The 26,474-nt window shown below is 71.8% G+C and carries 24 protein-coding genes; 10 read left to right on the plus strand and 14 right to left on the minus strand.

The window, feature by feature from the left end:
- Positions 1-42: 42 nt before the first annotated feature.
- Complete coding sequence (locus GA0070561_RS14380) at positions 43-546, plus strand: DUF1990 family protein (protein ID WP_181539321.1); 504 nt, start codon at positions 43-45, stop codon at positions 544-546.
- An 18-nt stretch (positions 547-564) separates the two neighbouring features.
- On the opposite strand, the gene GA0070561_RS14385 is transcribed toward GA0070561_RS14380, so the two are convergent.
- The 9 genes from GA0070561_RS14385 to GA0070561_RS14425 form a co-directional block, all read right to left on the minus strand.
- Positions 565-1,485, minus strand: coding sequence for a DNA-3-methyladenine glycosylase family protein (locus GA0070561_RS14385; protein WP_091400693.1), 921 nt, complete (start codon positions 1,483-1,485; stop codon positions 565-567).
- 139 nt (positions 1,486-1,624) lie between these two features.
- Entirely contained in the window at positions 1,625-2,275 is a 651-nt protein-coding gene (locus GA0070561_RS14390) for a hypothetical protein (protein WP_091400694.1), read from the minus strand.
- 202 nt (positions 2,276-2,477) lie between these two features.
- Positions 2,478-3,260: an anti-sigma factor family protein gene (locus GA0070561_RS14395; protein WP_091400695.1), complete on the minus strand. Its 783-nt coding sequence runs from the start codon at positions 3,258-3,260 to the stop codon at positions 2,478-2,480.
- Positions 3,257-3,949 (minus strand): sigma-70 family RNA polymerase sigma factor, encoded by a 693-nt coding sequence (locus GA0070561_RS14400; protein ID WP_091400696.1) that lies wholly within the window; start codon positions 3,947-3,949, stop codon positions 3,257-3,259. Before GA0070561_RS14400 ends, GA0070561_RS14395 begins: the two co-directional genes overlap by 4 nt.
- 125 nt (positions 3,950-4,074) lie before the next feature.
- Entirely contained in the window at positions 4,075-4,932 is an 858-nt protein-coding gene (locus GA0070561_RS14405) for a spermidine synthase (RefSeq protein ID WP_091400697.1), read from the minus strand.
- Between the two features lie 18 nt (positions 4,933-4,950).
- Entirely contained in the window at positions 4,951-5,910 is a 960-nt protein-coding gene (locus GA0070561_RS14410; RefSeq protein ID WP_091400698.1) for a hypothetical protein, read from the minus strand.
- Entirely contained in the window at positions 5,907-8,381 is a 2,475-nt protein-coding gene (locus GA0070561_RS14415) for an AAA family ATPase (RefSeq protein WP_091400699.1), read from the minus strand. The genes GA0070561_RS14410 and GA0070561_RS14415 overlap by 4 nt, the downstream gene beginning before the upstream one ends.
- Positions 8,381-9,529, minus strand: coding sequence for an exonuclease SbcCD subunit D (locus GA0070561_RS14420; protein WP_091400700.1), 1,149 nt, complete (start codon positions 9,527-9,529; stop codon positions 8,381-8,383). Before GA0070561_RS14420 ends, GA0070561_RS14415 begins: the two co-directional genes overlap by 1 nt.
- Before the next feature lie 18 nt (positions 9,530-9,547).
- Positions 9,548-11,299, minus strand: a complete 1,752-nt coding sequence (locus GA0070561_RS14425; protein ID WP_091400701.1) for an ATP-binding protein — start codon at positions 11,297-11,299, stop codon at positions 9,548-9,550.
- A 233-nt stretch (positions 11,300-11,532) separates the two neighbouring features.
- Between GA0070561_RS14425 and GA0070561_RS33940 the strand changes: the two genes are divergently transcribed.
- Positions 11,533-11,967 carry a sigma factor gene (locus GA0070561_RS33940; RefSeq protein WP_091400702.1) on the plus strand — a complete coding sequence of 145 codons (435 nt, stop codon included), beginning with the start codon at positions 11,533-11,535 and terminating at the stop codon, positions 11,965-11,967.
- A gap of 4 nt (positions 11,968-11,971) precedes the next feature.
- Here GA0070561_RS33940 and GA0070561_RS14435 read toward each other — a convergent pair whose 3' ends face one another.
- Positions 11,972-12,718, minus strand: a complete 747-nt coding sequence (locus tag GA0070561_RS14435; protein ID WP_091400703.1) for a pyrimidine reductase family protein — start codon at positions 12,716-12,718, stop codon at positions 11,972-11,974.
- Positions 12,719-12,868: 150 nt separating this feature from the next.
- Between GA0070561_RS14435 and GA0070561_RS14440 the strand changes: the two genes are divergently transcribed.
- The 6 genes from GA0070561_RS14440 to GA0070561_RS14465 all read left to right on the plus strand — a co-directional run bounded on the left by GA0070561_RS14440 (position 12,869) and on the right by GA0070561_RS14465 (position 19,523).
- A complete protein-coding gene (locus GA0070561_RS14440; RefSeq protein WP_091400704.1) occupies positions 12,869-13,432 on the plus strand; it encodes a plasmid pRiA4b ORF-3 family protein in 564 nt (187 codons plus the stop codon).
- 320 nt (positions 13,433-13,752) lie between these two features.
- Positions 13,753-15,042 (plus strand): ABC transporter substrate-binding protein, encoded by a 1,290-nt coding sequence (locus tag GA0070561_RS14445; RefSeq protein ID WP_091400705.1) that lies wholly within the window; start codon positions 13,753-13,755, stop codon positions 15,040-15,042.
- 109 nt (positions 15,043-15,151) lie between these two features.
- Positions 15,152-16,123 carry a carbohydrate ABC transporter permease gene (locus tag GA0070561_RS14450; RefSeq protein ID WP_091400706.1) on the plus strand — a complete coding sequence of 324 codons (972 nt, stop codon included), beginning with the start codon at positions 15,152-15,154 and terminating at the stop codon, positions 16,121-16,123.
- 10 nt (positions 16,124-16,133) lie between these two features.
- Positions 16,134-16,976 carry a carbohydrate ABC transporter permease gene (locus GA0070561_RS14455; RefSeq protein ID WP_091400707.1) on the plus strand — a complete coding sequence of 281 codons (843 nt, stop codon included), beginning with the start codon at positions 16,134-16,136 and terminating at the stop codon, positions 16,974-16,976.
- Positions 16,973-18,394, plus strand: a complete 1,422-nt coding sequence (locus GA0070561_RS14460; protein ID WP_091400708.1) for a GH1 family beta-glucosidase — start codon at positions 16,973-16,975, stop codon at positions 18,392-18,394. Before GA0070561_RS14455 ends, GA0070561_RS14460 begins: the two co-directional genes overlap by 4 nt.
- A gap of 82 nt (positions 18,395-18,476) precedes the next feature.
- Positions 18,477-19,523 (plus strand): LacI family DNA-binding transcriptional regulator, encoded by a 1,047-nt coding sequence (locus GA0070561_RS14465; protein ID WP_091400709.1) that lies wholly within the window; start codon positions 18,477-18,479, stop codon positions 19,521-19,523.
- Positions 19,524-19,679: 156 nt separating this feature from the next.
- Here the strand turns inward: GA0070561_RS14465 and GA0070561_RS14470 are convergent, their stop codons facing one another.
- Together GA0070561_RS14470 and GA0070561_RS14475 are read right to left on the minus strand one after the other, a co-directional pair.
- Positions 19,680-20,891 (minus strand): acyl-CoA dehydrogenase family protein, encoded by a 1,212-nt coding sequence (locus GA0070561_RS14470; protein WP_091400711.1) that lies wholly within the window; start codon positions 20,889-20,891, stop codon positions 19,680-19,682.
- On the minus strand, positions 20,891-21,970 hold the full coding sequence (locus GA0070561_RS14475) for a phosphotransferase family protein (protein ID WP_091400714.1): 1,080 nt from the start codon (positions 21,968-21,970) through the stop codon (positions 20,891-20,893). The genes GA0070561_RS14470 and GA0070561_RS14475 overlap by 1 nt, the downstream gene beginning before the upstream one ends.
- 150 nt (positions 21,971-22,120) lie before the next feature.
- Here GA0070561_RS14475 and GA0070561_RS14480 point away from each other — a divergent pair, with 150 nt between their 5' ends.
- A complete protein-coding gene (locus tag GA0070561_RS14480; protein WP_091400717.1) occupies positions 22,121-22,822 on the plus strand; it encodes an ACT domain-containing protein in 702 nt (233 codons plus the stop codon).
- Between the two features lie 89 nt (positions 22,823-22,911).
- Entirely contained in the window at positions 22,912-23,988 is a 1,077-nt protein-coding gene (locus tag GA0070561_RS14485) for a GNAT family N-acetyltransferase (RefSeq protein ID WP_091400719.1), read from the plus strand.
- Between the two features lie 35 nt (positions 23,989-24,023).
- Here GA0070561_RS14485 and GA0070561_RS14490 read toward each other — a convergent pair whose 3' ends face one another.
- Positions 24,024-24,422: a VOC family protein gene (locus tag GA0070561_RS14490; RefSeq protein WP_091400722.1), complete on the minus strand. Its 399-nt coding sequence runs from the start codon at positions 24,420-24,422 to the stop codon at positions 24,024-24,026.
- Positions 24,423-24,498: 76 nt separating this feature from the next.
- A complete protein-coding gene (locus GA0070561_RS14495) occupies positions 24,499-26,064 on the minus strand; it encodes an aldehyde dehydrogenase family protein (RefSeq protein WP_091400724.1) in 1,566 nt (521 codons plus the stop codon).
- Positions 26,065-26,474 lie beyond the last annotated feature (410 nt).

A 26,474-nucleotide genomic window follows, 5' to 3' on the forward strand; every position in this document is an offset into this window, starting at 1 on the left:
CCGTACCCTGGCCCGTGTCCGGTCGAGGTCGAGGGGGCAACGGTGGCCGAGCTGACGTACCCGGAGGTGGGGTCGACCCGGCACGGGCCGCTGCCCGGCGGGTACCACCACCTGCGCCACCGGTATCCGTTGCCCGGCGGCTGCTTCGAGACCGCCGCCGACGCGGTGCTGAGCTGGCGACTGCACCGTGCCGCCGGCGTCCGGATGCGCACCGACGCGACGCGGGCCACCGACGGTGTGCTGGTGACCGCCGGCCTCGGGGTCGGCCCGGCCCGCCTCTGGGGGCCGTGCCAGGTGGTCTGGAGCGTGGACTCGCCCACGCTCGCCGGTTTCGGCTACGGCACCCTGCCCGGGCACCCGGAGCGGGGCGAGGAGGCGTTCGAGGTCGTCCGCGACGCCACCGGCGCGGTCTGGTTCGAGGTCCGCGCGTTCAGCCTTCCGGACCGCTGGTTCACCCGCACCGGAGGGCCGGCGGTTCGGGCCGTGCAGCACGCGTACGCCTGGTGGCTCGGCCGTACCCTGCGTCGGCTCTGCGTCGGTCGCTGACCGCCGTACCGGCGAGACTCAGAAGCGGGCGAACGAGCGGATCGGGGCGCGCGGGCCGTACTTCGGTGCCCGGATGCCGGCTGCCTCCAGCAGCAGACACACCCGGCCCCGGTGACCTCTGAACGGCTCCAGCAGGGCCATCATCCGGGCGTCGTCGCCCCTCGGTTCGCCGGCGAGCGCCCAGGCCACCGTGTTCGGGATGTGGTAGTCGCCGACGCTGACCGCGTCCGGGTCGCCGTACGCGATCCGGACCACCTCGGCGGCTGTCCACGGCCCGATGCCGGGGATCGCGGTCAGCCGGCGGGTGGCGTCGGTGGCGTCGGTGCTGCGCTCCAGGCGGTCGGCGAGCGCGGCGGCGCGACGGAGCGTGTCGGCTCGGCGCTGCTCCACCCCGAACGGGTGGAACACCCAGTACGGGGCCGCGGCCACGGTGGCTGCCTCGGGCGGCAGGAGCAGCGGCTGCAACGGGCCGGGAGCCGGCTCCCGGAAGTGCCGCACCATCGCCGAGTACGCCCGGTAGGCCTCCTTGCCGGTGACCTTCTGCTCGAAGACCGCGCGCAGCAGTCGGGGGAAGACCTCCCCGGTGGCGGGCATCCGGAGGCCCCGGTGCTCCCGGGCCAGCCGGGCGACCAACGGGTGTGCCGCAGCCAGTTCGGTGAAGCCGGTCAGGTCGTCGCGCAGCCCGGCGATCGCGTCGGCGCGGGCGAGGACGTGCTCGGCGCCGGGCCCGTACCCCTCGGCGAGCAACTCGCCGCCAGCCGGTCGCAGCGCGAGCGTCGCCGGACCGTCCGGGGTGCGGGTGGCCCACCAGAAGGTGCCGGCCGCCACCCGGGCGCACGGATCGTACGGGCTGAAGGTGAGCGCGCGGACCGAGGCGGTCAGCCGGTAGCCGACCGGTGGGTGCAGCACCCTGGTCGCGGCGGGTCCGGTCTCGGTCACCCCGCTACTCTGCCAGGTCACGGTGGGGGCTGACGACCGCCGTACCGGTCCGGCCCGGGAACCCACCCCGGACACGACGGTGGCCGGTCGCGCCCTCCCCGGCGACGACCGACCACCGTGCCCTCGTGGGCGACCAGGCTCAGTACGAGTAGCCCGAGCCGCCGGCGTCGTTCGAGCCGCTGTCCGCCGGCGGTGCGACCGCCTTCGGCGTGCCCTTGGGCAGGCAGCTCAGGTTCTTCTTGCCGTCCGGCTGGACCACGAACCAGGTGCCACCGACGGCCTGGCCCTTCCACTGGCCGGGCTTCTTGTCACCGATGTAGCGGTAGACCGGCCAGCCAGCGATGGTGAGCTGACGGGTGCCGTCCTGCCGGGTCACGCTGCCGACCTTGTCGTCCGAGACGCCGGTGAGCGCCGGGTTGCCGTCGGTCAGTGCCGGGGGCCACACCTCGGCGCACTTGTCGACGCAGTTCGACGACGGCGGGTCGGCGGTGTCCTTGTCGAAGCGGTACAGGATCCAGCCGTCCTGGTCGGTGACCACCTTGCCCATCCGGGCGACACTCTTACCGACCAACTTCTCGGTCAGGTCGACGTCCGCGGGGGGCGGGGCGTCGGCGGCGGGCGCCTCCGGGGAAGCCGAGGCCTCAGGTTCAACCGTCGCGGTGGGCTCGGCCGCGGCGACGGCGACCGGCTCGGCCGCGCTCGAGTTCGCCCCGTCGTAACCCGCGGGAGCGCAGGCCGTTAGTGCGACCATCGCGCTCGCGACGATGACGGTCCGCTTCATCTGTGCCACGTGCCCTCCTCATTCTTGACAGTTCACCCATAGGTACGGCGGGCGGGCTGTCAAGGTTGAAGTAGTAACAGTGGTCAATTTCACGTAAACCGATTGAACCGTTTCCGGCCGCCATGCGTACGCCCCCGCGAGGGACCCCTCGCGCAACGACAGATCGGCGCCGGTCATTGTGAAATGACCGGCGCCGATGCGGTAGGCGCGCTTACATGGGTACGGTGACCAGCGGACTCGCCACGCCGTTGGCATCCACCGACTGCACCTGGAGCTGCTTGATGTCCTTCGGCAGAGCCGATGTCGAGGCGCTTAGTTCGAGACCCTGCGGTCGGGTGTTGGTGCCATAGCCGCCATCCGGCACCGACCAGGTCGAGATGACCTCGGTGGTGGCGTTCTTGCGTACCACCACGAGTCGGCAGATGCGTGGGCCGGGCAGCTTGCGCAGGCTGAAATTGATCCGGGTGCCGTAGTCCTTGGTCACCAGGAACATGGTGGTCTGCACACCGGTGGTCGGGTCGGTCGCCTCGACCTGGTCGCCCTCCACCTCGGTGCCGCCCACACCCGGGCCGCTCGGCGCGGCCGTCGGCACGCTCGTCGGCGGGTCGTTGGGCGGGCTCGGCGTCGACTCGGCGAGCACTCCCGGCGGTTGGTCGTTGCCGGTCACGCTGACGAAGCCGTACCCGCTCAGACCGCCGAAGACCACCACCGCGGCGGCCGTCGCGAGCATGTGACGAAACCGGGTACGCCGCCGGTCGGCCCGGACCGCGCCGAGTGTCCGGTCCAGCAGGGCCGGATCGGTCGCCGTCTGCTCCAGCGCCATCATCGTCTCGCCGTCGATGTCGGAGAGCAGCCCGACGACCGGCACCATCGTCTCCAACTCGGCCGCGCACGCCCAGCAGGTGGCGAGATGCTCCTCGAACCGCTCAGTGTCCTGCTCGTCGAGCACACCGAGCGCGTACGCCGCGACGTCCATGTGGTCCGGCCGGCTCATTCTGTCACCCCCCGCTCCTGCAGAGCCGTGCGCAGCGCGCGCAGCGCGTAGTAGACCCTCGACTTGGCGGTGCCGAGCGGCAGGCCCAACTCCTCGGCGGCCTCCGGCACCGTCCGCCCCCGGAAGTACGTCGAGATCAGGATCTCCCGGTGCGACTGACTGAGCGTACGCAGCGCGTCCGCCACCGTCATGGTGCGCAGCACCCGGTCGGTGCTGTCCGCCTCGGCGAACGCGGTGAGGTCCCGGTCGTACGTCTCCGGCGGCCGGGCCTCCTGGCTGCGGTGCTCGTCGATGGCGATGCGGCGGGCCACCGTGACCAACCACGGCCGCAGCGAACCCTGCCCCTGGGTGCCCAGACGGTGCGCGTTGCGCCAGGCCCGCAGCAGCGTCTCCTGGACGATGTCCTCCGCGCGCTGCCGGTCCCCCCCGGTGAGACGCATGACGAACATCAGCAACGGGCCGGCGTGCTCGGCATAGAGCTGACGGATCAACTGGTCGGAGTGGCTGGCCTCGGTTGTCGTCGCCTGATGGCGCCCGGGCGCCGGTCGCGGCGTCACCGGACCATTCTGGCGAGGCGTCGCCCGCGCGTCGACCCCTCGGGCAGACGAGGTTGACCGTGACGAGGGTCGCGCCGACAACCAGTCAGCGCGTACCGCGTCGCCATGCCAACCGGCCGCCACCGCGTGCATGCAGACCTCCGGGATGTCCGTGACCAACGCCGGCCCACGAGGTGGGCCGCCCGGTGGTACGCAACGCCCGCCCCAGCGGATCAACAAACGACGAAAAAACTTCCCCGCCGCTGTCGAGTGGACGGTCAGCGTCGTACCGAGAACAGCCCCGGCGGTGGCGGATCGGAGCCGGTCGCGTCGGCGTCCCGTACGACCTGCGCGCCACCGACGAAGCGGTCCAGCTCGTCGCCGGCCACCACCCGGCCGGGGAACCAGTCGCCGGCGGCGCGTCTGGTCAGCTCCGGCACCGGCGGTGTGGACCGCCCGGCGACCAGCACCAGATTCCCGTACCGGCGCCCACGCAGCACCGCCGCGTCCCCGACCAGACAGGCCTGCGGCAGCACCGATCGGACCGTGGCGACCTGCCCACGGGCGTGCCGCAGCGGCGGGCCGTCGGCGAGGTTCGCCAGGTACCAACCGGCGGGGCGGAGCACCCGGGCCACCTCGGCGGCGTACTCCACCGACGTGAGGTGGGCCGGCGTACGCGCACCGGCGAACACGTCGGCGACCACCACGTCGTAGCTGGCCTCCCGGGTGGACGCCAGCACCGCCCGGGCGTCCTCCACCCGGACCCGCAACCGGGTGTCCGACGGCCACGGCAACGCCCGACGGACCAGCTCCACCAGCGCACCGTCCACCTCGGATACCCGCTGGGTCGACCCGGGTCGGGTGGCGGAGACGTACCGGGGCAGGGTCAGTGCGCCGCCACCCAGATGCAGCACCCGCAGCGGCTCACCGGCCGGTGCGATCAGATCCACGGCGGCGGCCAACCGCCGCACGTACTCGAACTCGAGGTGGGTGGGGTCGGTCAGGTCGACGTGCGACTGCGGCGCGCCGTCCAGCAGCAGCGTCCACGAGCCGGCCCGGTCCGGAGCCGGGACGAGCTCCGCCAACCCGGTGTCCACCTGCTCGACCACCCGGTCGCCCGTCCGTTTACGCCCCACCGGAACCAGTATCCGCGCTCATCGGGCGGCGCGGGCCGCAGCGGTCAACGCGCGGTGCAGCAGCCGGGAATCGCCGAGCAGGGCCCGCAGCCGGCGCTCCAGGCCGGCGATCGGGATCAGGTTCTGCGGAGCCCGCGGATCCTTGTACGGGGTGGACGCGAAGCGCGGCAGGGTCACCAGCGACAGGTCGGCCAGCTCGATCGCCGCCTCGACGGGCAGGTCGGCGGAGCACTCCACCCGAACGACGCCCGCCCACGGCGCGCCGATCGCCACCGGCAGCCGCAAATACCACGACCAACCACCCCAGGCGGTGCCGAGCCGGAACACCGGGGACCGCTCACCCGACGCCATCCCCGTCACCACCGCGGTCAGCCGGGCATCCAGGTACTGACTGTGCTGCGTCTTGATGTAGCCCAGGGTGCGCGGCAACTGCCGACGACTGCGCAGCGGGCCGTCCACCACCAACAGGTCACCGTCGACCCGGGCGGCGTCGGACACCGCCACCTCCAACGCGGTCAGCGGGCCCTGCACGGCGGCCGGCAACTTCGCCAGCTCACCGGTGCCACCCACCCGGTGCACCGGGTAACGGATCGCACCCGCCACCACATCCTGCGCCGACGGGCTCGCGGTGAACAGGCCCCGACCAACCCGGGTGCCCGCCAACTGCGCCGCACCCCGCCCCAGGTCACACCGGACCACCCCGGCCGCGTACGAGGCGGCCAACCCGGGGAACGACAGGCCGTCGGTCTCCGCCGTCCAGATGCTCGCGTCGATGCGGCGAACCCCGTCGACCAGCAACACCACGTCGGGTGCCCGCACCCCGGGGCGTACCCCGATCGCCCGCCAGTCCACGGCGGGCAACTCCACGTCCGCGTCGACCTGTGCGCTGCTCGGCGCGGCCGGCCCGGCAGCGGACGCCTCGAACGACGCCCCGTACGCCGGATCCCACGAATCCACGAAGAACGCGGCGTCACTCACCGGCCGGTCCGCTCCACGCGCGCGGACCGGGCATCCTTGCGCACCTCGAAGCGGACCGGGATCCGCTCGGCCAACGCCGGCACGTGGGTGACCACGCCGACCATCCGATCGCCCCGGGCCGCCAGGTTTTCCAGGGTGGCCGCCACGGTGTCCAGGGTGGCGGCGTCGAGCGTGCCGAAACCCTCGTCCAGGACGATCGACTCCAGGCTCGCCGCCGTGGTGGACATCCCGGCCAACTGCTCGGAGAGCGCCAACGCCAGCGCCAGCGACGCCTGGAACGTCTCACCCCCGGACAGGGTGCGCACGCCGCGACGCAGCCCCGCGTCGTGGTGGTCGACCACCACGAACTCGCCCTTGTCGTGCACCAGCTCGTACTGCCCGGAGGACAACTCGCGCAGAATCCCCGACGCGCCGTCGACCAGCAGGTCCAACGCCTCCGCCAGCAACCACCGCTCGAAGTTGTTGGCCCGCAGGTGCCCGGCGAGCGCGCGCGCCACCTGCGCCTCCCGCTCGTGCCCCGCCCGCTGCTCGCGCAACGTCCCGGCCTGCTCGCGACGCTCGTGCAGCCGCCGACGGTCGGCGTCGGCCCGCTCCACCGCCACTGTCGCCGCGTGCACCGGGTCGTCCCCGACCGGCACGTCGGCGGCGGCGAAGATGCCCGCGATGGCCCGCTGCACCCCGTCGGCCATCGACTCGGCCTCCGCTACGGCGGCGGCCCGACCGGCCCGCTCTGCGCGGCGGCGGTCCGCCTCTGTGGTCGCCCACTCGGTCAGCGCCGCCCACGCGGCAGCCACGTCGTCCCGATCGGTCGCCGGTGGGCCGAACCGGGCCAACCCGTCACGGGCGGTGTCGAAGGCCCGCCACGCCGCCCGCAGCCGCTCCTCGGCGGCGTCCACCCCGGCCCGGGCCTGCCGAGCGGTCTCGCGGCCGGCCCGGACCGCGGTCGCCGCCTCCTCCAGCGCGCGCCGCAACCGGGCGTGCTCGGCCAACTCCCGGCGCAGCACGGCCGGCTCGGCCGCGCCGGAGAGCTGCCCGTCCAGCTCGGCCAGCCGGGCCTCCATCTGCTCCTGCCGGGCTCGCGCCTGCACCAGCAGCCGCTCCAGCTCCCGTGCCGCCGTGTCCCGCTCCTGAACTGTCGCCTGCGCGGCCTTGGTAGCGGCCCGCGCGGCCTTGCCCGCCGCCGTCGCGGCGGCCACCGCCGAATCGGCCGGGACGGCCGGCACCGCGGCCACCGGCTGCTCGCACACCGGGCACGCCGCACCGGCATGCAGGTGCACGCGCAGGCTCACCGCCAGGTCGGTGGCCTTCGCCTCCTCGTGCGCCCGGAAGGCCGCCTCCAGCTCGACATCGGCCCGCTCGGCGACCACCCGTGCCGCGGCCAGCGCCGCCACCGCGGCGGCGTGCTCGTCATTCGCCGCGCGCACCGTCGCCCGGACCGTGTCGGCCTCGCCGGACAGCCGATCCCGATCGTCGTACGCCCGCAGTTGCAGTCGCAGCGCGCTCTCGTCACCGGCGGCGGCCAGCTCGCCGCGCAGCTTGTCCTCCCGCTCCTCGGCCAGAGACACCCCGGTCGCCGCCGCCTCAGCGTCTGCCCGCGCAGCGGCGACCGCGCGAGCGACAGCGGCCACCCCAGCCGGCGCGCGCACCCCGGTCAGCACGGTCAGCTCGTCGTCCAGCGCGGTCAGCGCCGCCGCGGCCTCCCGTGCGGTGAGCCGGGCCGCCGCCAGCTCCGGCACCGCCTCGGCCACCGCGGCCGCCAGCTCGGCCATCCGCTCCACCCGGGCGTCGGCCTCGGCCAACGCCTCGTCGTCCACGCCGGTCAACCCGGCGAGCACCTGGTCGACCGCCTCCAGCCGGGCCTCCGCCTGCGCGGCGCGCGCCGTCGCCTTCTTCTGCACGTCCTCGTAGACGCCGAGGCCCAGCAGGTTGACCAGGATCTGTTGCCGCGTCGCCGGCTTGGCGTGCAGGAAGTCGGCGAACTGCCCCTGTGGCAGCACCACACAGCTGGTGAACTGCTCGTACGGCAGCCCCACCGCCTCCAGCACCGCCTGCTCCATCTCGGCGGGGGTGCCGGCCACCACCTCGCCGAGGTCGTCCGGGCTCAGACCGGTGTCCAGCTTGGTCACGTCGAAGCCGGCCGGCATCAGCTGCAACCCGGCGTTCGCGGTCTTCACGTTGCCCCGGCCGTCCCGGCGGACCACCCGGGTCGCCACGTAACGGGCGCCGCCGGACTCGAAGACCAACCGCACCCGCGCCTCGGTCGCCGACGGTGCGAGCGCGTTCGCCAACCCTCGGGCGCCACCCCAGCGGGGCACCATGCCGTAGAGGGCGAAGCAGATCGCGTCCAGCACTGTCGACTTGCCCGAACCGGTCGGACCGATCAGCGCGAAGAAGTCGGCGTCGGTGAAGTCGACTGTGGTCTCGTCCCGGAAGACCGTGAACCCGGCCATGTCCAACCGCATCGGACGCATCAGTGCTCGACCTCCTCGAAAAGCTCGTCGAAGAGCTCCCGGACACCCTCGTCGGCGTGGCCCCGGCTGTCCAGGTAGTCGGCGAACAACTCCCGGGGCGAACGCCCCGACCGCTGGGCGATGCGCGCGCCGCTGCCCGGCGCGGCCAGCAGCTCCGGGTCGATCCGGATCTCCAGGGCCCGGGGGAGCAGCTCCTGGACCTCCTCGCGCAGGCCGGCGCGAGGCTGCTCCCGCACGTACACCCGCAGCCACGCGTCCGGTGCCTCGATCTCGGCGAGCTGGGCCAGCGTGCCCCGCACCGTGCGCAGCGCGCTCGCCGCCGTCACCGGCACCTCCCGCACCCGGGCGGCGGTGCTGGCGGTCACCTCGACCATCGTCACCGAGGGGATGTTCTCCTGCTCACCGAAGTCCACAGCGAGCGGACTGCCGCTGTACCGCACCGGGCAGGGGCCGGCGACCCGCTGCGCCCGGTGCAGGTGACCCAGCGCCACGTAGTGCGCTGTGGCCGGGAAGACGGTGGCCGGAACGGCGTAGCCCAACACGGTGTGCGCGTCGCGCTCTCCACCACCGGTGGCCGCGCCGGTCACCGTCAGATGCGCGGTGACCAGGTGCACCCGGTCCGGTTCGGTGAAACCCTCGGTCAGCCGCCCCAGCACCCGGCCCAGGTGGTCGGCGTACGTCTGGTTGGTCTCCGCGGCGGTCAGGTCGTACATCTCCAACGCGCGTACCGCGTACCGCTGGGACAGGAACGGCAACGCGGCCAGCCGCCACCGCTCGCCACCGGCGGTGGTGCCGTCGATGACGTGCTCGTCCGGGTTCTCCCGCACCCCGCCGCGCAGCGTGATGCCGGCGGCATCGGCCCACGGGCGCAACGCGTCCAGCGCCGGGCCGTTGTCGTGGTTGCCGCCGATCGCCACCACGTCCGCGCCGGTCCGCCGTAGCGCCGTCAACGCCCTGGTGACCAGGCGGGTCGCCTCCGAGCTGGGCGCGGCGGTGTCGTAGAGGTCACCGGCGACGATCACCAGATCCGGCTGTTCGGCACGGGCGATCTCGATCACCCCGGCCAGCACGGCCTTGTGCTCGTCGGCCCGGGACTGCCCCTTGAGCACCTTTCCCACGTGCCAGTCGGAGGTGTGCAGGATCTTCATGGCTGTGCCGGCCCCTAGCTAGAACGGGATGTCGTCGTCGGTGCCGCCGCCGGAGCCCACCACGGCGAACGGGTCGGCGGACTGGGTGATCGAGCGCAGCGTCTCCGATGGTGCCCGGCCCGCCTCGGAGACCCGGGTGGCCCAAGCCGGGAACGGGAACTCCAGGCAGAGCGGCACCGGGATGTCCGGCTGGTTGACGAACATGGTGCCCGGCTTGGCCAGCAACGCCCGCTGGCGCTGCGCGGGCGGCAGAAAGCCGTACTCCGGGCGGGACGCCTCGGCCGGGTCGAGCCGGCCGACCACCCGGATCGCCGAGTTGGTGACGATCCGCCGCTCCACCTCGCTCGCCGTCTGCTGCGCGCCGATCAGGATCACCCCGAGCGAGCGGCCCCGCTCGGCGATGTCCAGCAGGACCTCCTTGATCGGCGAGGAGCCCTCCCGGGGGGCGTACTTGTTGAGCTCGTCGAGGACGACGAAGAGCAGCGGCTTGGCGGTGCCGGACTTCTCCTTGCGCTCGAACTCGCTCTTGAGCGTCACACCGACCACGAACCGCTGCGCGCGGTCGGGAAGGTTGTGCAGGTCGACCACAGTGACCTGGGCCGACTCGCTCGTGTTGATCGAGTGCGGGCGGCGGGTGGCGAGGTCGCCACGGATCAGCCGGGCCAGGTCCTTCTTACTGCCGATCAACCGCCGGGCGAACGCGTTGACGGTGCCCAGCCCCACCGCGCTACCCGCCCAGTCGGAGCGGGTCTCATCGTCGTTGAGCTGATCGACGATGTGGTCGACCAGATCGCCGTAGGAGCCGAGGCGCACCCCGTCGATGCTCACCCCGCCGTCGGCGGGCTGGGCGTAGCGGGCCAGGTGCGCGGCCACCGAGTGGACCACCATCGTGTACTGCTGGCGCTCGTCGTCGGCGTCGGCGAAGACGTACGGCAGCAGGCGGTCGGTGCAGAACTCGCTCAGCGTCCAGTAGAACGAATCCACCCCGGTGAGCCGGCTGCTCACATCCGGCGTGCCGGCCGAGTCGCCGACCCGGGGTGGGGCGTACACCCGCACGTCGGGGAAGGCGCCAGCGCTCAACCCGAGCTTCGCGTACGCCGCGCGGGTGGGCTCGTCGAGGCGGGTGTTGGGGTGGTCCAGGAAGAGCAGATCCTCACCCTTGACGTTGAAGATCAGCGCCTTGGCGTTGACCGCGTCGCCGCCCAGCACGCCGGAGCGGAACACCGAGTAGAGCAGGAAGGTGGCGAAGCTGGTCTTGGTGGCCACCCCGGAGATGCCGGAGATGGAGACGTGCGCGCCCCGACTGCCGTCGAGGAAGTCGGCGTTGAGGTAGACCGGGACCCCGTCCCGACCCATCCCCATCGGGATGCGCCGCTCCATCCGGTCGAAGTGCAGCGCGCGCGCCCGGGCGTCACCCTCGGCCCGGTGCACCACAGCGCCCGGGGTCGGTGGCACGTACAGCTCGGGATCGACCCGGGTGGTGGTCACCTCGGCCGCCTCCTGCACCTGCGCGGGCAGCGTGCCGTCGGCGATGGCGAACACGTCGGAGTCGAACTGGGCGCCCTCGTGCCGAGCGCGGACCTGGGTGACCACCCCGGCGATCGTCACCGGCTCCCGGTCCGGCAGCTCCCGTCGCGTGACCACCACGTCGTCGAGCTGGAGGTAACTGCCGGGCGCCACGGCCGTCCAGAACTGCAACGGGGTGGCGTCGGCGGTGCCGAGCACCCGCCCGACCGCCTCGCCAGGGCTGTCGAGGTCGGCGTCGGTCATCGGGCGACTCGGGTCGGTCGGGCATCACGGTCGGGGCGCATGCCCTGCATCCTGCCCGAGGAGTACGACAGGTCGCCACGCGACGCGTCGGACGACACCATGCGCCGTCACACTCATGACGCTGGGTGCTCGACCGAGCGCATGAGGTGGGCGGAAGTCGTGTAGGCGTGCACCGCGCGAGGTCGGACTCAACTCCCGGGGCGCCGGTCGCGTTACCTAGGCATGGAGCACGTATGAATGACGACTTCGGCGCCTTCGTCGCGACGAGCGGCCCGCGACTGCTCCGCTTCGCCGTACTGATCACCGGGCAGCGGGCGGACGCCGAGGACCTGCTGCAGGAGGTGCTGGAGCAGGCGTACCCGCGCTGGCACGTAATCCGGCAACGGCAGCCGGAGGCCTACCTGCGTCGCGCGATGACCAACAGGTTGGTCAGCCGGTGGCGCTCACCCTGGAACCGACGTCGGGTCGCCGGTCTTCCGGACGCGATGCGGCGTACCGTCGAGGTCGTCGCCAATGGCGTGCCGCATCCGCTCGGCGCGGCGCCGCGGGGCGCGGTGGTCGAGGTGGTCGCCGCCGAGCCGTACGAAGAGGTGCAGGTCTGGGCGAGCACCGAGGACGGCCGGCGATACCAGATCCCGTGGGCACCCGGGGCGGTGCTCATCGACTGAGATCTCACGGACGGGCGTGGCGGAGCAGGAGGACGCCGTCCTCGGCGGCGAGCACGTGGCGCAGTGGCAGATGCCGGGGTGGTGCCGCGTCGCCGGCGGTGATCCGCCCGGGGCCGGGCCCGGCCAGCAGCGGCGAGACGGTGAGGCACAGCTCGTCCACCAGGTCGGCGGCGGTGAGCGCGCCGAACAGGTGTGGGCCGCCCTCGCAGAGCAGTTGGGTGAGCCCGCGGCGGTGCAGCTCGGCGAGACCGGCGGCCAGGTCGACCCGCTCGGCGCCGCAGCGCAGCACGTCTGCGACGTCGGTCAGCCCGGGCGGCGGATCGGCGTCGGCGTGGGTGAGCACCACCGGGCGGGTCGGCGCGTCGGCGAAGGCGGCCTGCGCCGGATCGAGGTCGAGCGAACCGGAGACGACCACCAGGGTCGGGTACTCGGCCAGCCCGTTGGCACGGCGCCAGGCGCGGCGGCGCTCGTTGAGCCGGACCGCCCGGTACTCCTCGTGGCGCAGCGTGCCGGCGGCCACGACCAATGCGTCGCAGACCATCCGCAGCAGGCCGAACACCCGCTTGTCCGGCTCGCCGGAGAGCCCGGCGGAGTAGCCGTCCACGGTGACCGCGCCGTCCAGGCTGGCCACGAAGTTCATCCGCAGGCGGGGCTTGTCGGCGCGGCCGTAGAGGGCGGTCAGCGCGGCGTCGTCGAGCGGCTGCGTCGACGGCTCGGGCCAGAGCCGTCGGATCGGAATTCCGACGGTCATTCGCCGGCCGGACCGGTGACCGGAGGGGTGGGTTCGGCGGTACGGTGCTGGCAGTCGCACCAGTTCCGGCCCGGGCAGTCGTCGTGTCGCCGGGCCCGGCACGCTCGGCAGATCATGCTCGCAGCCTAAGCCGCGGGAGGACAGGACAGCATGTCGCGTCAGATCTTCCAGCTGAAGATGTCCCTCACCGGGACCCGCCCGCCGGTGTGGCGTCGGGTGCTCGTGCCGGCCGGCTACACGCTGGACCGGCTGCACCGGGTGGTGCAGCACGCGATGGGTTGGCGGGACTGCCACCTGCACTCCTTCGAGATCGACTCGATGCAGTACGGCGAGCCGGACCCGGACGGGGAGTTGGCGTTGCACGACGAGCTGGACGTGCGGCTCGACGCGGTGCTCGGCAAGGGCAGCCGGTTCTCCTACACGTACGACTTCGGTGACTGGTGGGAGCACGACCTGGTCGTGGAGGACGCGTTGACCGCCGACCCCGACGAGCGGTACCCGGTCTGCCTGGCGGGCGAGCGAGCCTGCCCGCCGGAGGGTGTCGGCGGGCCGTTGGGTTACCAGGCGCTCCTGGAAGCCCTGGACGACCAGAGCGCCACGGCCGACCCCGTCAGTTCCCGCCACGCGATGCTGCGCGACTGGGCCGGTCCGACCTTCGACCCGTCCCGGTTCGACCCGACTCGCGCAACCACCCTCCTCCGCCACTTCTGCTGACCCGCGTCCTCCCACCCCACGCCCTCGGGCCCCGCGTTGTTGATCAAGAAGTTTGCGTCAGCAGGGCTCCGTCTCCTGACCGAAACCTCTTGATCACCAGGGGTGGGGCGGGGGGAGTGGCTGGGGTGGGCGGGGTGGGAGTAGATAGCGGTAACGATCTGGGAACGCTCCCAACGTCCTATTGACACTCCCGTTACCCGCCGGCAATCTCATGGGAGCGCTCCCGGAGGTGGTGTGTGTCACTCACGGACCCCGGCCCGGCGCGATGAGCACCCCCCACCACACACATCAGCCTCACCACCGGAAAGAGGGGTCAGCGAATGAGTGTCACCACGCGGCGTACCCGCCTGGCGGCCGCTGCCCTGGCCGCGATCACCGCGGTCAGCGGTCTCGCAGCCTGCGGCAACGACGACGACAAGCCGGCGGCCGGCGAGAAGCCTGCCAAGCTGGTCGTCGACACCTTCGGCGAGATGGGCTACGACGAGCTCGTCAAGCAGTACGAGAAGGACACCGGCATCAAGGTCGAGCTGCGCAAGACCGCGCAGCTCGGTGAGTACCGGCCGAAGCTGGTCCGCTACCTGGCCACCGGCAAGGGCGCGGCGGACGTCACCGCCCTGGAAGAGGGCATCCTCAACGAGTTCAAGCCCAACGCGCGCAACTGGGCCGACCTCAGCCCGCTGGTTGCCGACCACTCGAAGGAATACCTGCCCTGGAAGTGGGAGCTGGGCAAGGCGCCGGACGGCCGGCTGATCGGCCTGCCGACCGACGTCGGCAGCCTCGCCGTCTGCTACCGCAAGGACCTGTTCCAGGCGGCCGGCCTGCCCGCCGAGCGCGACCAGGTGTCGGCGCTCTGGCCGGACTGGAAGGGCTTCCACGACGCCGGTCTGAAGTACAAGCAGGGCAGCGGCGGCAAGGCGTTCATCGACTCGATCACCGCCGTCTCCAACGGTGTGCTCTTTCAGGGCAACGGTGACCTGTTCTACGACAAGGAAGACAACATCATCGCGGACACCAGCCCCGCGGTGAAGAACGCGTGGGACACCGCCACCTCGATGGCGGACATCTCCGCCAAGGCGTCCACCTGGTCGCCGGAGTGGTCGGGTGGCTTCAAGCAGGGCACCTTCGCGGCCACCTTCTGCCCGTCCTGGATGCTCGGCATCGTGTCGGACAACTCCGGTCCGGCCAACAAGGGCAAGTGGGATGTCGCGTCCGTTCCGGGTGGCGGCGGTAACTGGGGCGGCTCCTGGCTCGCGGTTCCGGCGCAGAGCAAGTACCCGAAGGAGGCGGCGAAGCTCGCCGAGTACCTGACCAACGCGAAGAGCCAGGTCGAGGCCTTCAAGCTCAAGGGCCCGCTGCCCACCAACCTGGAGGCGCTGAAGAACGACGCGTTCCTCAGCTACACCAACGAGTACTTCAGCAACGCGCCGACCGGCAAGATCTTCGGGGAGAGCGTCGCCAAGATCCAGCCGATCCACCTGGGTCCGAAGCACCAGGCGGTGAAGGAGAACGCGCTCGAGCCGGCCCTGCGGGCGTTCGAGAACGGGCAGGCCGACAAGGCGAAGGCCTGGGAGCAGTTCACGAAGGACGCAAAGACTCAGGGTGCCTTCTGAGTGATTCCCTGCCGGTGGCGTTCGGGGTTTCCCGGACGCCACCGGCCGGTCCCCTCCGCGTAGCGCCCTGCGCGAGGGCCCCCGGGCCTCGCCGGAAAAGGAAATTCGCATGAGCCTGTCGGCCACGACGGCACGGCCGTCGCCAGCAGCACCGCCTTCTCCCGACGTCGATCGCCGACGTCGACGGGGAAGGTTACTCAACCGCCTCGATGTCAAGTACTCGCCGTACCTCTACATCGCCCCGTTCTTCCTGATCTTCGGCATATTCGGGCTGTACCCGATGCTGCGTACCGCCTGGATGTCGCTGCACGACTGGGACATGATCGGCGAGCACACGTTCATCGGCTTCGACAACTACACCCGGCTGGTGTCCGACGAGTACTTCTGGAACGCGCTGGTCAACACGTTCGGCATCTTCGCCCTGTCGACCATCCCGCAGTTGTTGCTCGCCCTCTTCCTGGCGAACCTGCTCAACCGGAGCCTCCTGCGCGCCAAGACCTTCTTCCGGATGGCCATCTTCATGCCGAACGTGGTGTCGGTGGCCGCGGTCGCGATCGTCTTCGGGATGCTGTTCCAGCGGGAGTTCGGCCTGTTCAACTGGCTGCTCAGCTTCGTCGGTGTCGACCCGGTCGACTGGGACGGGCACCGGTGGAGTTCCTGGACGGCCATCTCCTCCATGGTCAACTGGCGGTGGACCGGGTACAACACCCTGATCCTGCTCGCCGGCATGCAGGCGATCCCGAAGGACCTCTACGAGGCCGCGGAGATCGACGGCGCCAGTCCGTGGCGACAGTTCTGGCAGATCACCCTGCCCATGCTCAAGCCCACCTTCATCTTCGTGGTCATCCTGTCCACGATCGGCGGCATGCAGCTCTTCACCGAGCCCCTGCTCTTCGGCAACGGCAACATCATCGGCGGCAACCAGCGGGAGTTCCAGACGCTGGCCATGTACATGTACGAGATGGGCATCGTGAACCTGAACACCGCCGGCTACGGAGCCGCGGTCGCCTGGGCGATCTTCATGATCATCATCGTGGTGTCGCTGTTCAACTTCCTACTCGTCCGCCGCTCGGCGAAGTGAGGAGAGATCGATGATCTCGGCTTCCCAGCGCCTGTGGCGCACCAGCCCGTTGACCTACCTGGCGCTCGTCCTGGCGGCGCTGCTGTCGATCTACCCGTTCTACTACATGCTGGTGATCGGCAGTCGCAGCCTGGACAACATCAACGACGTGCCGCCGCCGCTGACCCCCGGTGGCGCGTTCGGTGACAACTTCGGGCGGGTGCTCGACAACGACGCCGCCAACTTCCTCACCGGCATGATGAACTCGATCATCGTCTCCTCGGTGGTCACCCTGTCGGTGGTGCTCACCGGTTCGCTGGCCGGGTTCGCCTTCGCCAAGCTGAAGTTCCGCGGCAGCAACGCCCTCCTGCTGGCGATCATCGTCACCATGATGATCCCGACCCAGATGGGGCTCATCCCGCTCTGGGGCATGATGCAGGACCTGGGGTGGTACGACACCCTCTACGCGGTCACCGTGCCGTTCCTCGTCACCGCCTTCGGCGTGTTCATGATGCGGCAGTACGCCAGCCAGGCGATCTCCGACGAGCTGATCGAGGCCGGCCGCGTCGACGGCGCGAGCACGTTCCGGATCTACTGGAGCATCGTGCTGCCCGCGCTGCGTCCCGCCGCCGGCGTCCTCGGTCTGCTGACCTTCATGGAGACCTGGAACTCGTTCCTCTGGCCGTACGCCATCCTCACCCCGGAGAACCCGACCCTGCAGGTCTCGCTCTCCTTCCTCTCGTACGCCTACTACACCGACTACTCCCAGGTGTTCGCCGCCACGGCGATCGGCACCATCCCCCTGGTAATCGTCTTTCTCGTGTTCGGCCGCCAGATCATCGGCGGGATCATGGAAGGTGCCGTCAAGTCGTGAGCAACCCCGCCAGCCCACCCGCCGTCGACGTCCTCGACGAGCGCCCCGGGCTGACCTTTCCACCCGGATTCCTCTGGGGGGCCGCGACGGCGGCGTACCAGATCGAGGGGGCGGCGGCCGTGGACGGCCGCGCCCCGTCGATCTGGGACACCTTCAGCCACACCGAGGGTCGGGTCGTCGCCGGGCACACCGGGGACGTCGCGTGCGACCACTACCACCGCCTCGGCGACGACGTCGCGCTGATGGCCGAGCTGGGCCTGAAGTCGTACCGTTTCTCGGTCTCCTGGTCCCGGGTGCAGCCCACCGGCACCGGCGCGGCAAACCCGGGCGGCCTGGACTTCTACCGGCGCCTGGTGGACGAGTTGCTGGCCAACGGCATCGAGCCGTGGCTCACGCTCTACCACTGGGACCTGCCGCAGCCGTTGGAGGACGCCGGCGGCTGGCCGGCGCGGGACACCGCGGCCCGCTTCGCCGACTACACCACCCTGGTGGCTGACGCGCTCGGTGACCGGGTGCGCTACTGGACCACGCTGAACGAGCCGTGGTGCTCCGCGTTCCTCGGCTACGGCTCCGGCGTGCACGCCCCCGGCCGCACCAACGGGGCGGACGCGGTGCGCGCCGGGCACCACCTGATGCTCGGTCACGGCCTGGCCGTGCAGGCACTGCGGGCCGCCCGGCCGGCCGCCGAGGTGGGCGTGACCGTCAACCTCTACCCGGTCGACCCGGCCAGTGACAGTCCCGCGGACTCCGACGCCGCCCGGCGGATCGACGGGTTGGCCAACCGGTTCTTCCTGGACCCGCTGCTGCGCGGGTCGTACCCGGAGGACCTGGTGGCCGACCTCAGCACGGTGACCGACTTCGAGCACGTGCGCGACGGCGACCTGGCGACCATCTCCACGCCGCTGGACCTGGTCGGGGTCAACTACTACAGCCGGCACGTGGTCGCCGCGCCGGTCGAGGGAGTGGAGGCCGACCCGGCCCCCTCGTGCTGGCCGGGCAGCGAGGACGTCCGGTTCGTCACCCGCGGCGTCCCGGTCACCGACATGGGCTGGGAGATCGACGCCCCGGGCCTGACCGAGACGCTGCGCCGCGTGAACGGCTACACCGATCTGCCCCTGTACGTCACCGAAAACGGCTCCGCGTTCGTCGACTCGGTGGTCGACGGGCAGGTCGACGACGTCGATCGGCTGGCCTACTTCGACGCCCACCTGCGCGCCGCCCACGAGGCGATCGACGCCGGAGTGCCTCTGCGGGGATACTTTGCCTGGTCGCTGATGGATAATTTCGAATGGGCCTGGGGTTACACCAAGCGGTTCGGCATGATCCACGTCGACTACGACAGTCAGGTCCGCACCCCCAAGTCCAGCGCCAAGTGGTACGCCTCGGTGATCCGGCGCAACGGTCTGGCCGCACAATAGGCTCGGGCCAGCCATCAGGACGGCCCCGGCGTCCACCTCTCGCAGGTGGCGCCGGGTCCGCCCGCCGTCGGAGGAGCAGACGATGACAACGCAGCGCACCCGGTCGCTCGGGCGCCCGACCCTCGACGCGGTCGCGGCGCGTGCCGGCGTCGGTCGGGGCACGGTCTCCCGCGTGGTCAACGGCTCGCCCCAGGTCAGCCCGGAGGCCCGGGCCGCGGTCCAACAGGCCATCGCAGAGCTGGGGTACGTGCCGAACCGGGCCGCCCGTGCGCTCGTCACCCAGCGGACCGACTCCGTCGCGCTGGTGGTCTCTGAATCCGGCGAGCGGGTCTTCACCGAGCCGTTCTTCGCCAGCATCGTGCGGGGGATCAGCTCCGGGCTGCTGGAGACGCCGATGCAGCTCTGGCTGGCCATGGCGCAGTCGCCGGTGGAGCGGGAGCGGGTCGAGCACCACCTCACCAACCAGCACGTCGACGGCGTACTGCTGCTGTCGTTGCACGACTCCGACCCGCTGCCGACGCTGTTGGAGGAGCGCGGCCTGCCCGCCGTGCTCGGCGGTCGGCCCGCCCGGATGCTGCAACCCGGCGCCCAACCGGCCTGGTTTGTCGACGTGGACAACGTTGGCGGGGCCCGGCAGGCGGTGGAGTACCTGGCGAGGCAGGGGCGGCGACGTGTCGCCACCATCGCCGGTCCGCAGGACATGGGTGCCGGCCTGGCCCGGTTGGCCGGCTATACCGACGCGGTCAAGGCCACCGGCGCCAGCGTCAACCCCGACCTGATCGCGTACGGCGACTTCAGCGAGGGCAGCGGCGCGGCGGGAATGCGCCGGCTGCTGGAGGTCTGCCCGGACCTGGACGCGGTCTTCGTCGCGTCCGACCTGATGGCGTTCGGCGCACTGCGTACCCTGCGCGAGGCCGGCCGCCGCGTGCCGCAGGATGTCGCGGTGATCGGCTTCGACGACGCGACCATCGCCCGACAGGCCGAACCGCCGTTGACCACTGTCTTCCAGCCGGTGGAGGAGATGGGCCGGCAGATGGCCCGCCTGCTGGTGGCCCGGATCCGTGGCGAGGAGCTACCCGCCTCCCACATCCTCCTGGACACCCAACTGGTCCACCGAGCCTCCGCCTAACCCCCCACCCCCCAGAAACCCACACCCGGGCACCCCCAGACCTTCCCTCGGTTGATCATGAAGTTATTGCCATAACACGCCGATGCGGAGGGCAATAACTTCATGATCAACCGGGGGCGGGTGGGTGGGCGGGTGGGGGTGGGGGTTAGGGCCGGGTTAGGGGGCCCAGCGGCGGAGTTCGCGCTTGGCCAGGGAGTTGCGGTGCACCTCGTCGGGACCGTCGGCGAGGCGCAGGGTGCGGGTTTGCGCCCAGAGGGCGGCCAGTGGCGTGTCCTGGCTGACGCCGGCGCCGCCGTAGGCCTGGATGGCCTTGTCGATCACCCATTCCGCCATCGCCGGCGTGCCGATCTTGATGGCCTGGATCTCGGTGTGCGCGCCCTTGTTGCCGACGGTGTCCATCAGCCAGGCCGTCTTGAGCACCAGCAGTCGGGCCTGCTCGATGCGGACCCGGGACTCGGCGATCCACTCCCGGACCACGCCCTGCTCGGCCAGCGGTCGGCCGAACGCGATCCGTTCGTTCGCGCGGCGGCAGAGCAGCTCCAATGCCCGCTCAGCCATTCCGATCAATCGCATGCAGTGGTGAATCCGGCCCGGTCCCAGCCGGGCCTGGGCGATGGCGAAGCCGGTGCCCTCGGCGCCGATCAGATTCTCCGCGGGCACTCGGACGTCGGTGAAGTCGATCTCGGCGTGCCCGCCGTGGGAACCGTCGGTGTAGCCGAAGACGGTCATGCCCCGGCGCACTGTCACCCCGGGGGTGTCCCGGGGGACCAGCACCATGCTCTGCTGGCGGTGCCGGTCGGCGGTGGGGTCGGTCTTGCCCATCACGATGAAGATCTCGCAGCGCGGGTCCATGGCCCCGGACGACCACCACTTACGTCCGTTGATCACGTACTCGTCGCCGTCGCGGGTGATCCGGGTGGCGATGTTGGTGGCGTCGGACGACGCGACGTCCGGCTCGGTCATGCAGAACGCCGAGCGGATCTCACCCTCCAGCAGCGGCATCAGCCAGCGCTGCTGCTGCGCCTCCGAGCCGAACTCGGCCAGCAGCTCCATGTTGCCGGTGTCCGGTGCCGCGCAGTTGACCGCCTCCGGCGCGAGGTGCGGGCTGCGCCCGGTCAGCTCGGCCAGTGGGGCGTACTGGAGGTTGGTCAGGCCGGCGCCGTAGCGCGGGTCGGGCAGGAAGAGGTTCCACAGGCCGCGCTTGCGGGCCTCCGCCTTCAGCTCGCCCAATACCGGGGTACGCGACCACGGGTCCCCGGCGGCCACCTGCTCGGCGTGCACGGCCTCGGCCGGGTAGACGTGCTCGGTCAGGAACCGGGTCAGCTCGTCGCGCAGCTCCTCGGTCCGGCTGTCGTATGAGAAGTCCATCACCGCTCCCTGGCGGCGGTCAGCCCGTGCGCGACCAGCGGTGCCACCATCTCGCCGATCCGGTCGAAGCCCTCGCCGAGCGTCTGCCCGAGCGTGTGGCGGTAGTGGATGCCCTCGCAGATCACCGCGAGCTTGAAACAGCCCAGCGCCACGTGCCAGTGCAGCGGCCCGACGTCGACATCGCTGCGTCCGGCGTACCTGTCGATCAGCTCGCTGCCGGTGGGGAAGCCGGCGCGCGGGCCGAGCCCGTCGGCGACGGGGTTGCCCGCGGCGGAGTCGCTGCCGCCGAGCACGTCCCAGTACGTCAGCAGCAGCCCCAGGTCGGCGAGGGGGTCGCCGAGGGTGGCCATCTCCCAGTCGAGCACCGCGTGCACGGCGACCGGGTCCGCCGAGGCGAGGAGGTTGTCCAGCCGGTAGTCGCCGTGCACGATCCGGCCGGCGTTCGCGCCCTCCGGGGCGGTCGCCGCGAGCAGGTCACGCAGCTCGTCGATGCCGGGCAGCGGCCGGCTGCGGGAGCGGTCGAGCTGCCCGGCCCAGCGGCGGACCTGCCGGGCGAGGTAGCCCTCGGGGCGGCCGAAGTCGGCCAACCCGACGCTGGACGGCTCGACGCTGTGCAGCGCGGCGAGCGTGTCCATCATCGCCATGGCGAGGGCCCGGCGGCGTTCGTCGCCCAGCGGGTCGGTCTGCGCGCGGGTGCGGAACACCTCGCCGGGCATCCGCTCCATCAGGTAGAACGGTGCGCCGATCACCTCCGGGTCGGTGCAGAGCAGCAGCGCGCCCGGGACCGGCACATCGGTCGGTGCCAGCGCCGAGATGACCCGGAACTCGCGCGCCATGTCGTGCGCGGTCGCCAGCACGTGGCCCAGCGGTGGGCGGCGCAGCACCACCTCGCGGTCGCCGAGACGCAGCAGGTAGGTGAGGTTGGACTTGCCGCCCGCGATCAGCGTGGCACGCAGCGGCCCGACGGCCAGCTCGGGTCGGTGCGTTGCCAGATAGTCGGCGAGACGGTCCAGGGCCAGCCCTGCCGGGGAGACGGGAACGGCCTCCGGCCGGGACGCGTCGACGGCCGGATCGCTCATCCGACTAGTTGATGGCAGCCCGCTCACGTTGTCAAGGTCAGAATTTCCGCTCGGGACATGCCCCTGCAACAGGGACGAAATGGTCAACTACCAGGCTGGGATCAGCCTGCCGGCCGCTCTCCTGCCGGCCCGCCGAGCGGAGGGACAGACATGTTGCTGCGAGTTCGGGTCACCCTGCCGGACCGTCCGGGCACCCTCGGTCAGGTCGCCCGCACCTTGGGCGTCTCCGGGGCGGACATCGTCCAGGTGGTGGTCCTCGAACGGCTCGGCGGGCGCGCGGTGGACGACTTCACTGTCGTCTGGCCGGGCGCGGCGCGGGTGGAGCGGCTGCTGGCCGGCCTCGCGGCGATACCGGGGGTGCGGGTGGACGGTGTGTGGCGGGCGATCGGCGCGCCCACCACCACCGGGCAGGACGCGGAGCTGTTGGCCCAGGTCGCGGCCAACCCGGCCGACGGGTTGGCCACCCTGGTCGACGCGGTGCCGGGGCTGCTGGCCGCCGACTGGGCAGTGGCCGCCGTGGTGCCGGTCGACTGGGCCTCGCGGAGCGGGGGCGGCGGGGCGACAGTGGGGTACGCGAGCTGGCGTGCCCCCGTACCCCCGCGGTTGCCGGAGGTGACCCCGCTGCGCGGTCGGTCGATGACCACGCCCGACGGCACCCACCACGCGATCGCGCCGTTCGGCCGGGCGGGCCTGGTGCTGGTGGTGGCTCGTGAGCGCAGCGAGACCCTTTCCGCCGCGGCGTTCCACAGCACCGAGGTGGATCGGCTCACCCAGCTCGTCCGCGCCTGCGCGGTGATCCTCGGTGACCGGCTCGATCTCGTCGGGGCGCCGCCGGTGGTCGCCGGCCCCTGAGCGGCCCGAGGAGTTCCCGGGCCGACACCGCCGGGCAACCGGGCGGCAACAGGCGGGGGTGAGGCTCTTACCGGGGAAGGGAGCCAACCATGACGTTGTGGCGGATCCGAGCGACGGTGGACGACCGACCGGGTTACTTGTCGGTGCTCACGGCGAGCCTCGCGCTGCGTGGGGTCAACATCCTCACCGTGCAGGTGCAGCCCACCGAGCAGGGCGCGGTGGACGATTTCCTGGTCGACGCGCCGGACGCGCTCGACGAGGCCGAGCTGATCGCCGCCGTCGAGCGTGGTCGGGGTCGGGACTGCTGGGTGGCGCGCAGCGAGGCGCGGGGTCTGGCCGACCAGCCCACCCGGGTGCTCGGGCTGGCCAACCGGCTGGTGCGTGACCCGGACGCGACGGGCGAGGCGTTGCGGGCCCTGCTCGCTGCCGACGTCGTCAGCTGGCGACCAGCGTCGGTCGGCGGCGAACGGGGGATCACCGGGGCCGACATGCTGTTGGCCGACCCGGCGGGCGGTTCGTTCGCGCTGCGCCGGGCCGCGCCCGACTTCACCCCGGCGGAGTACGCGCGGGCGCAGGCCCTGGTCGAGCTGGCCGCCACCGTGGCGCGCCGGGCCGCCGAACAGGTCACAGTGGTGCTGCCCGACGGCGCGGAGGTGGCCGTCCGGCCGGCCAGCGGCCACGATCTGCCCGGCGTGGTGGAGTTGCACGAGGCGTGCTCACCGCGTAGCCGACAGCGGCGTTACCTGGGCGGGGCGGCGCTGCCGCAGCCGGCCCGCCTGCGTCGACTGCTGGAGCCGAGCCGAGGGCTGACGCTGATCGCCAGCACCACCGGCTCCGACGGCACGGCCGAGTCGGTGGTCGCCATGGCGAACCTGCTCGGCGAGGGCGACGAGGCCGAGGTGGCGCTGCTGGTGCGGGACGACTGGCAGCGGCGTGGGCTCGGCTCGGCGTTGCTGCGCCGGGTGGTCCAGCACGCCGACCGGTCCGGGTACGCGGCGCTGGTGCTGCACGTGCAGGCCACCAACGACCCGATGCTGCGTACGCTGCACCGGCTGGGCCGGCCCGCTGCGGCGGAGCGCGACGGCGGGCTGCTCACCCTCACCGTCCCGCTCGCCGTCGCCGTGAGGGCGGACCGGAAGGGCGCGTTCTCCACGCCGGGCGTCTAGGGCCTGTTTCATAAGAGCTGGCCCTGGGACCCTGCTCAGGGTCGGGACGGCTCGCGGCGGCCCGAGACGCAGAACCGGTTGCCCTCCGGGTCGGCGAGCACCACGTACGGCGGCTCCGTCGGGTGTGGATCGGTGGGATAGTGCCGCCAGTCGACGATCCGCGCGCCGAGGGCGAGCAGTCGGTCGAGTTCCTCGTCGAGGGGTCGGTCGCCGGCGTCCAGATCCAGGTGGAGCCTGGGGAACTCCCGCACGGGGCTCTCGCTGAGGTCCATCGCGAGGGCCGCTCCCGACACCCCCGGCGGCGGCTCCAGCACGATCCACTCGTCGCCGGTGAATCGGGGCTCGCGGCGACGGTAGCCGAGGGCAGCGGCCCAGAACGTTCCTGCCCGCTCGGCGTCGGACACGCCCAGGGAGAGCTGCGCGATCAATGCCATCTCCCGACGGTACGCGCCGACGAGGGCCCCTTGTGCGCGGCGAGCGTCCACAAGGGGGCCTCTCCGGTTCCGGTGCTCAGGTGGTGGGGTAGCTGTTGTAGTCGGGGAAGTTGCCGTAGAGCCGGCTGTCTCCGCCGACGGTGACGGCCTGCACCAGCAGGTCGCCGCCGACGAACGCGCCCTTCCAGGAGGCGCCCCGGCCGCCGAACGGTTCGTCGCGGTCGCCGCGTGAGCGCGGTTTGTTGATGCCCACCTTGAACGCCTGCAGGTCCACGGCGAGCTTGCCGGCCTCGTCGGTGTCGTCGCAGGCCAGCGAGGCCACCAGCGCGCCGTTGGAGGCGTTCATGGCGGCCAGCAGCTCGTCGGTGGTGTCCACCACGACGATCGTGTCGACCGGCCCGAACGGCTCGGCGTGCATCAGCCGGGACCGTCCGGGCGGGGCGAGGAGCACCGACGGCGCCACGTACGCCGAGGTGTCCTGCCCGGGCAGGAACGGCGCGCCGGTGAGCTTGCCCCGGTGCAGTGGGATCGCGCCGCCGCGGACCGCCTCGTCGACAGTGCGGCGTAGCTCGTCGGCCTTGGCGGCGCTGATCAGCGGCCCGAAGTCCAGCTCGGGCAGCGGGTCACCGGCGGCCCAGTCGTTGCCGACGGCGAGCGGGTGACCGAAGCGGACCGAGCGGACGACCGGCAGGTACATGTCGAGGAACTCGTCGACCAGGTCGCGCTGCACGACGAACCGGGGGTACGCGGTGCAGCGCTGCTTGCCGTACTCGAAGCCCTTTCTGAGGTGCGTGGCGAGCAGGTCCCACTGGGAGAAGTTCCAGATGCCCCAGGCGTTGAGACCCTCCTGCTCGATGAGGTGCCGCTTGTCGCTGTCGAGCAGCGCGGCGGCCACCTTGCCGCCGTTGGACCGGCCGCCGACGAACGCCACCGCGCCGATCTCGGGTGCCCGGACGAGCACCTCGGACAGCTCCCCGCCGCTGCCGGAGAGGAGCGTGGCGGGCAGCCCGGCCCGGCGCATCAGCGCGTGCGCGACGGTCAGGCACACCCCGCCGCCCTGGGACGGGGTCTTGGCGATGACCGCGTTGCCGGCCAGGAGCTGCACCAACTCGGCGTGCACCAGCACACTCATCGGGTAGTTCCACGACGCGATGTTGCTGACCGGGCCGGGCAGTGGCTCGCGGCCGTCGGCGAGCATCCGGTCGATCTCGCCCGCGTACCAGCGGACGCCGTCGAGCGCCCGGTCCACGTCGGCGCAGGCCAGCCGCCACGGCTTGCCGATCTCCCACACCAGCAGCAGGGCGAGCAGGTCGCGGTGGGCGGTGAGCGAGTCCACCGCCTCGGCGACCCGGGCCTTGCGGTCGGTCAGCGGGGTCTGGGCCCAGGCCCGGTGCGCGGCGGCGGCGTGGGCGACCGCGGCGCGCGCGGTGGTCGCGTCGACCCGGGGGAGGTTGATGAGGACGGTGTTGTCCACCGGGGTGCGGACCGGTGCGGGCTGGCCGACCGCCCGCCATTCGCCCTCGACCAGGTTGTGCACTGTGGTGACGCCATCGACCTCGGCGCCGAACGCCTCCGGGGTGGCGGCCACCGCGCGGGCCAGGATGTCGGTCCAGCCGGTGTCGTCTGCGAGTCGTAGTGCCATCGCTTCTCCTCAGGGTTGACCAGGGAGCGGCGGCGTCGACGGCACCGCTGGTGAGCGGTACTGTCTCGCGCTTGGTAGCGGGTCAGCAACAGTACGTTTGTCTGGCTGGCCGCCGAAGCGCTCGAACGGCGCGGTGATCTTTCCCGGCGCTTCCTGCTTGAGCTGCGTAAACGGCGAGCATCAATCGACATGCATCGATGGTGTGAAATGCTCCGCAATGTTACTCACGGGTACGGAAGCGCTGCCGCGCGCGTCCGCCCTGGTCGGCAGGCTTCCCAACCGACGACCCGCCCATTACATTGTCGGTTATCCATGGGAGCGCTTCCATGACCCATGGTCACACCGCCACCCCGCTGTCGCCGGTGGCCGTGCCGCCCGTACGCCGTCCCGCGTCGGTGCGACCGCCGGCG

This window comes from Micromonospora saelicesensis, assembly GCF_900091575.1.
GTDB classification, from domain to species: Bacteria; Actinomycetota; Actinomycetes; order Mycobacteriales; family Micromonosporaceae; genus Micromonospora; species Micromonospora saelicesensis.

What these genes read in the sequence shown, in the direction of transcription:
- GA0070561_RS14415 (WP_091400699.1), bottom strand. Translation starts at nt 8,381, where the DNA reads ATGCGTCCGATGCGGTTGGACATGGCCGGGTTCACGGTCTTCCGGGAC.
- GA0070561_RS14445 (WP_091400705.1), top strand. Translation starts at nt 13,753, where the DNA reads ATGAGTGTCACCACGCGGCGTACCCGCCTGGCGGCCGCTGCCCTGGCC.
- GA0070561_RS14455 (WP_091400707.1), top strand. Translation starts at nt 16,134, where the DNA reads ATGATCTCGGCTTCCCAGCGCCTGTGGCGCACCAGCCCGTTGACCTAC.
- GA0070561_RS14470 (WP_091400711.1), bottom strand. Translation starts at nt 20,891, where the DNA reads ATGGACTTCTCATACGACAGCCGGACCGAGGAGCTGCGCGACGAGCTG.
- GA0070561_RS14435 (WP_091400703.1), bottom strand. Translation starts at nt 12,718, where the DNA reads ATGACCGTCGGAATTCCGATCCGACGGCTCTGGCCCGAGCCGTCGACG.
- GA0070561_RS14490 (WP_091400722.1), bottom strand. Translation starts at nt 24,422, where the DNA reads ATGGCATTGATCGCGCAGCTCTCCCTGGGCGTGTCCGACGCCGAGCGG.
- GA0070561_RS14480 (WP_091400717.1), top strand. Translation starts at nt 22,121, where the DNA reads ATGTTGCTGCGAGTTCGGGTCACCCTGCCGGACCGTCCGGGCACCCTC.
- GA0070561_RS14425 (WP_091400701.1), bottom strand. Translation starts at nt 11,299, where the DNA reads ATGACCGACGCCGACCTCGACAGCCCTGGCGAGGCGGTCGGGCGGGTG.
- GA0070561_RS14440 (WP_091400704.1), top strand. Translation starts at nt 12,869, where the DNA reads ATGTCGCGTCAGATCTTCCAGCTGAAGATGTCCCTCACCGGGACCCGC.
- GA0070561_RS14485 (WP_091400719.1), top strand. Translation starts at nt 22,912, where the DNA reads ATGACGTTGTGGCGGATCCGAGCGACGGTGGACGACCGACCGGGTTAC.
- GA0070561_RS14450 (WP_091400706.1), top strand. Translation starts at nt 15,152, where the DNA reads ATGAGCCTGTCGGCCACGACGGCACGGCCGTCGCCAGCAGCACCGCCT.
- GA0070561_RS33940 (WP_091400702.1), top strand. Translation starts at nt 11,533, where the DNA reads ATGAATGACGACTTCGGCGCCTTCGTCGCGACGAGCGGCCCGCGACTG.
- GA0070561_RS14495 (WP_091400724.1), bottom strand. Translation starts at nt 26,064, where the DNA reads ATGGCACTACGACTCGCAGACGACACCGGCTGGACCGACATCCTGGCC.
- GA0070561_RS14395 (WP_091400695.1), bottom strand. Translation starts at nt 3,260, where the DNA reads ATGAGCCGGCCGGACCACATGGACGTCGCGGCGTACGCGCTCGGTGTG.
- GA0070561_RS14420 (WP_091400700.1), bottom strand. Translation starts at nt 9,529, where the DNA reads ATGAAGATCCTGCACACCTCCGACTGGCACGTGGGAAAGGTGCTCAAG.
- GA0070561_RS14400 (WP_091400696.1), bottom strand. Translation starts at nt 3,949, where the DNA reads ATGCACGCGGTGGCGGCCGGTTGGCATGGCGACGCGGTACGCGCTGAC.
- GA0070561_RS14465 (WP_091400709.1), top strand. Translation starts at nt 18,477, where the DNA reads ATGACAACGCAGCGCACCCGGTCGCTCGGGCGCCCGACCCTCGACGCG.
- GA0070561_RS14475 (WP_091400714.1), bottom strand. Translation starts at nt 21,970, where the DNA reads ATGAGCGATCCGGCCGTCGACGCGTCCCGGCCGGAGGCCGTTCCCGTC.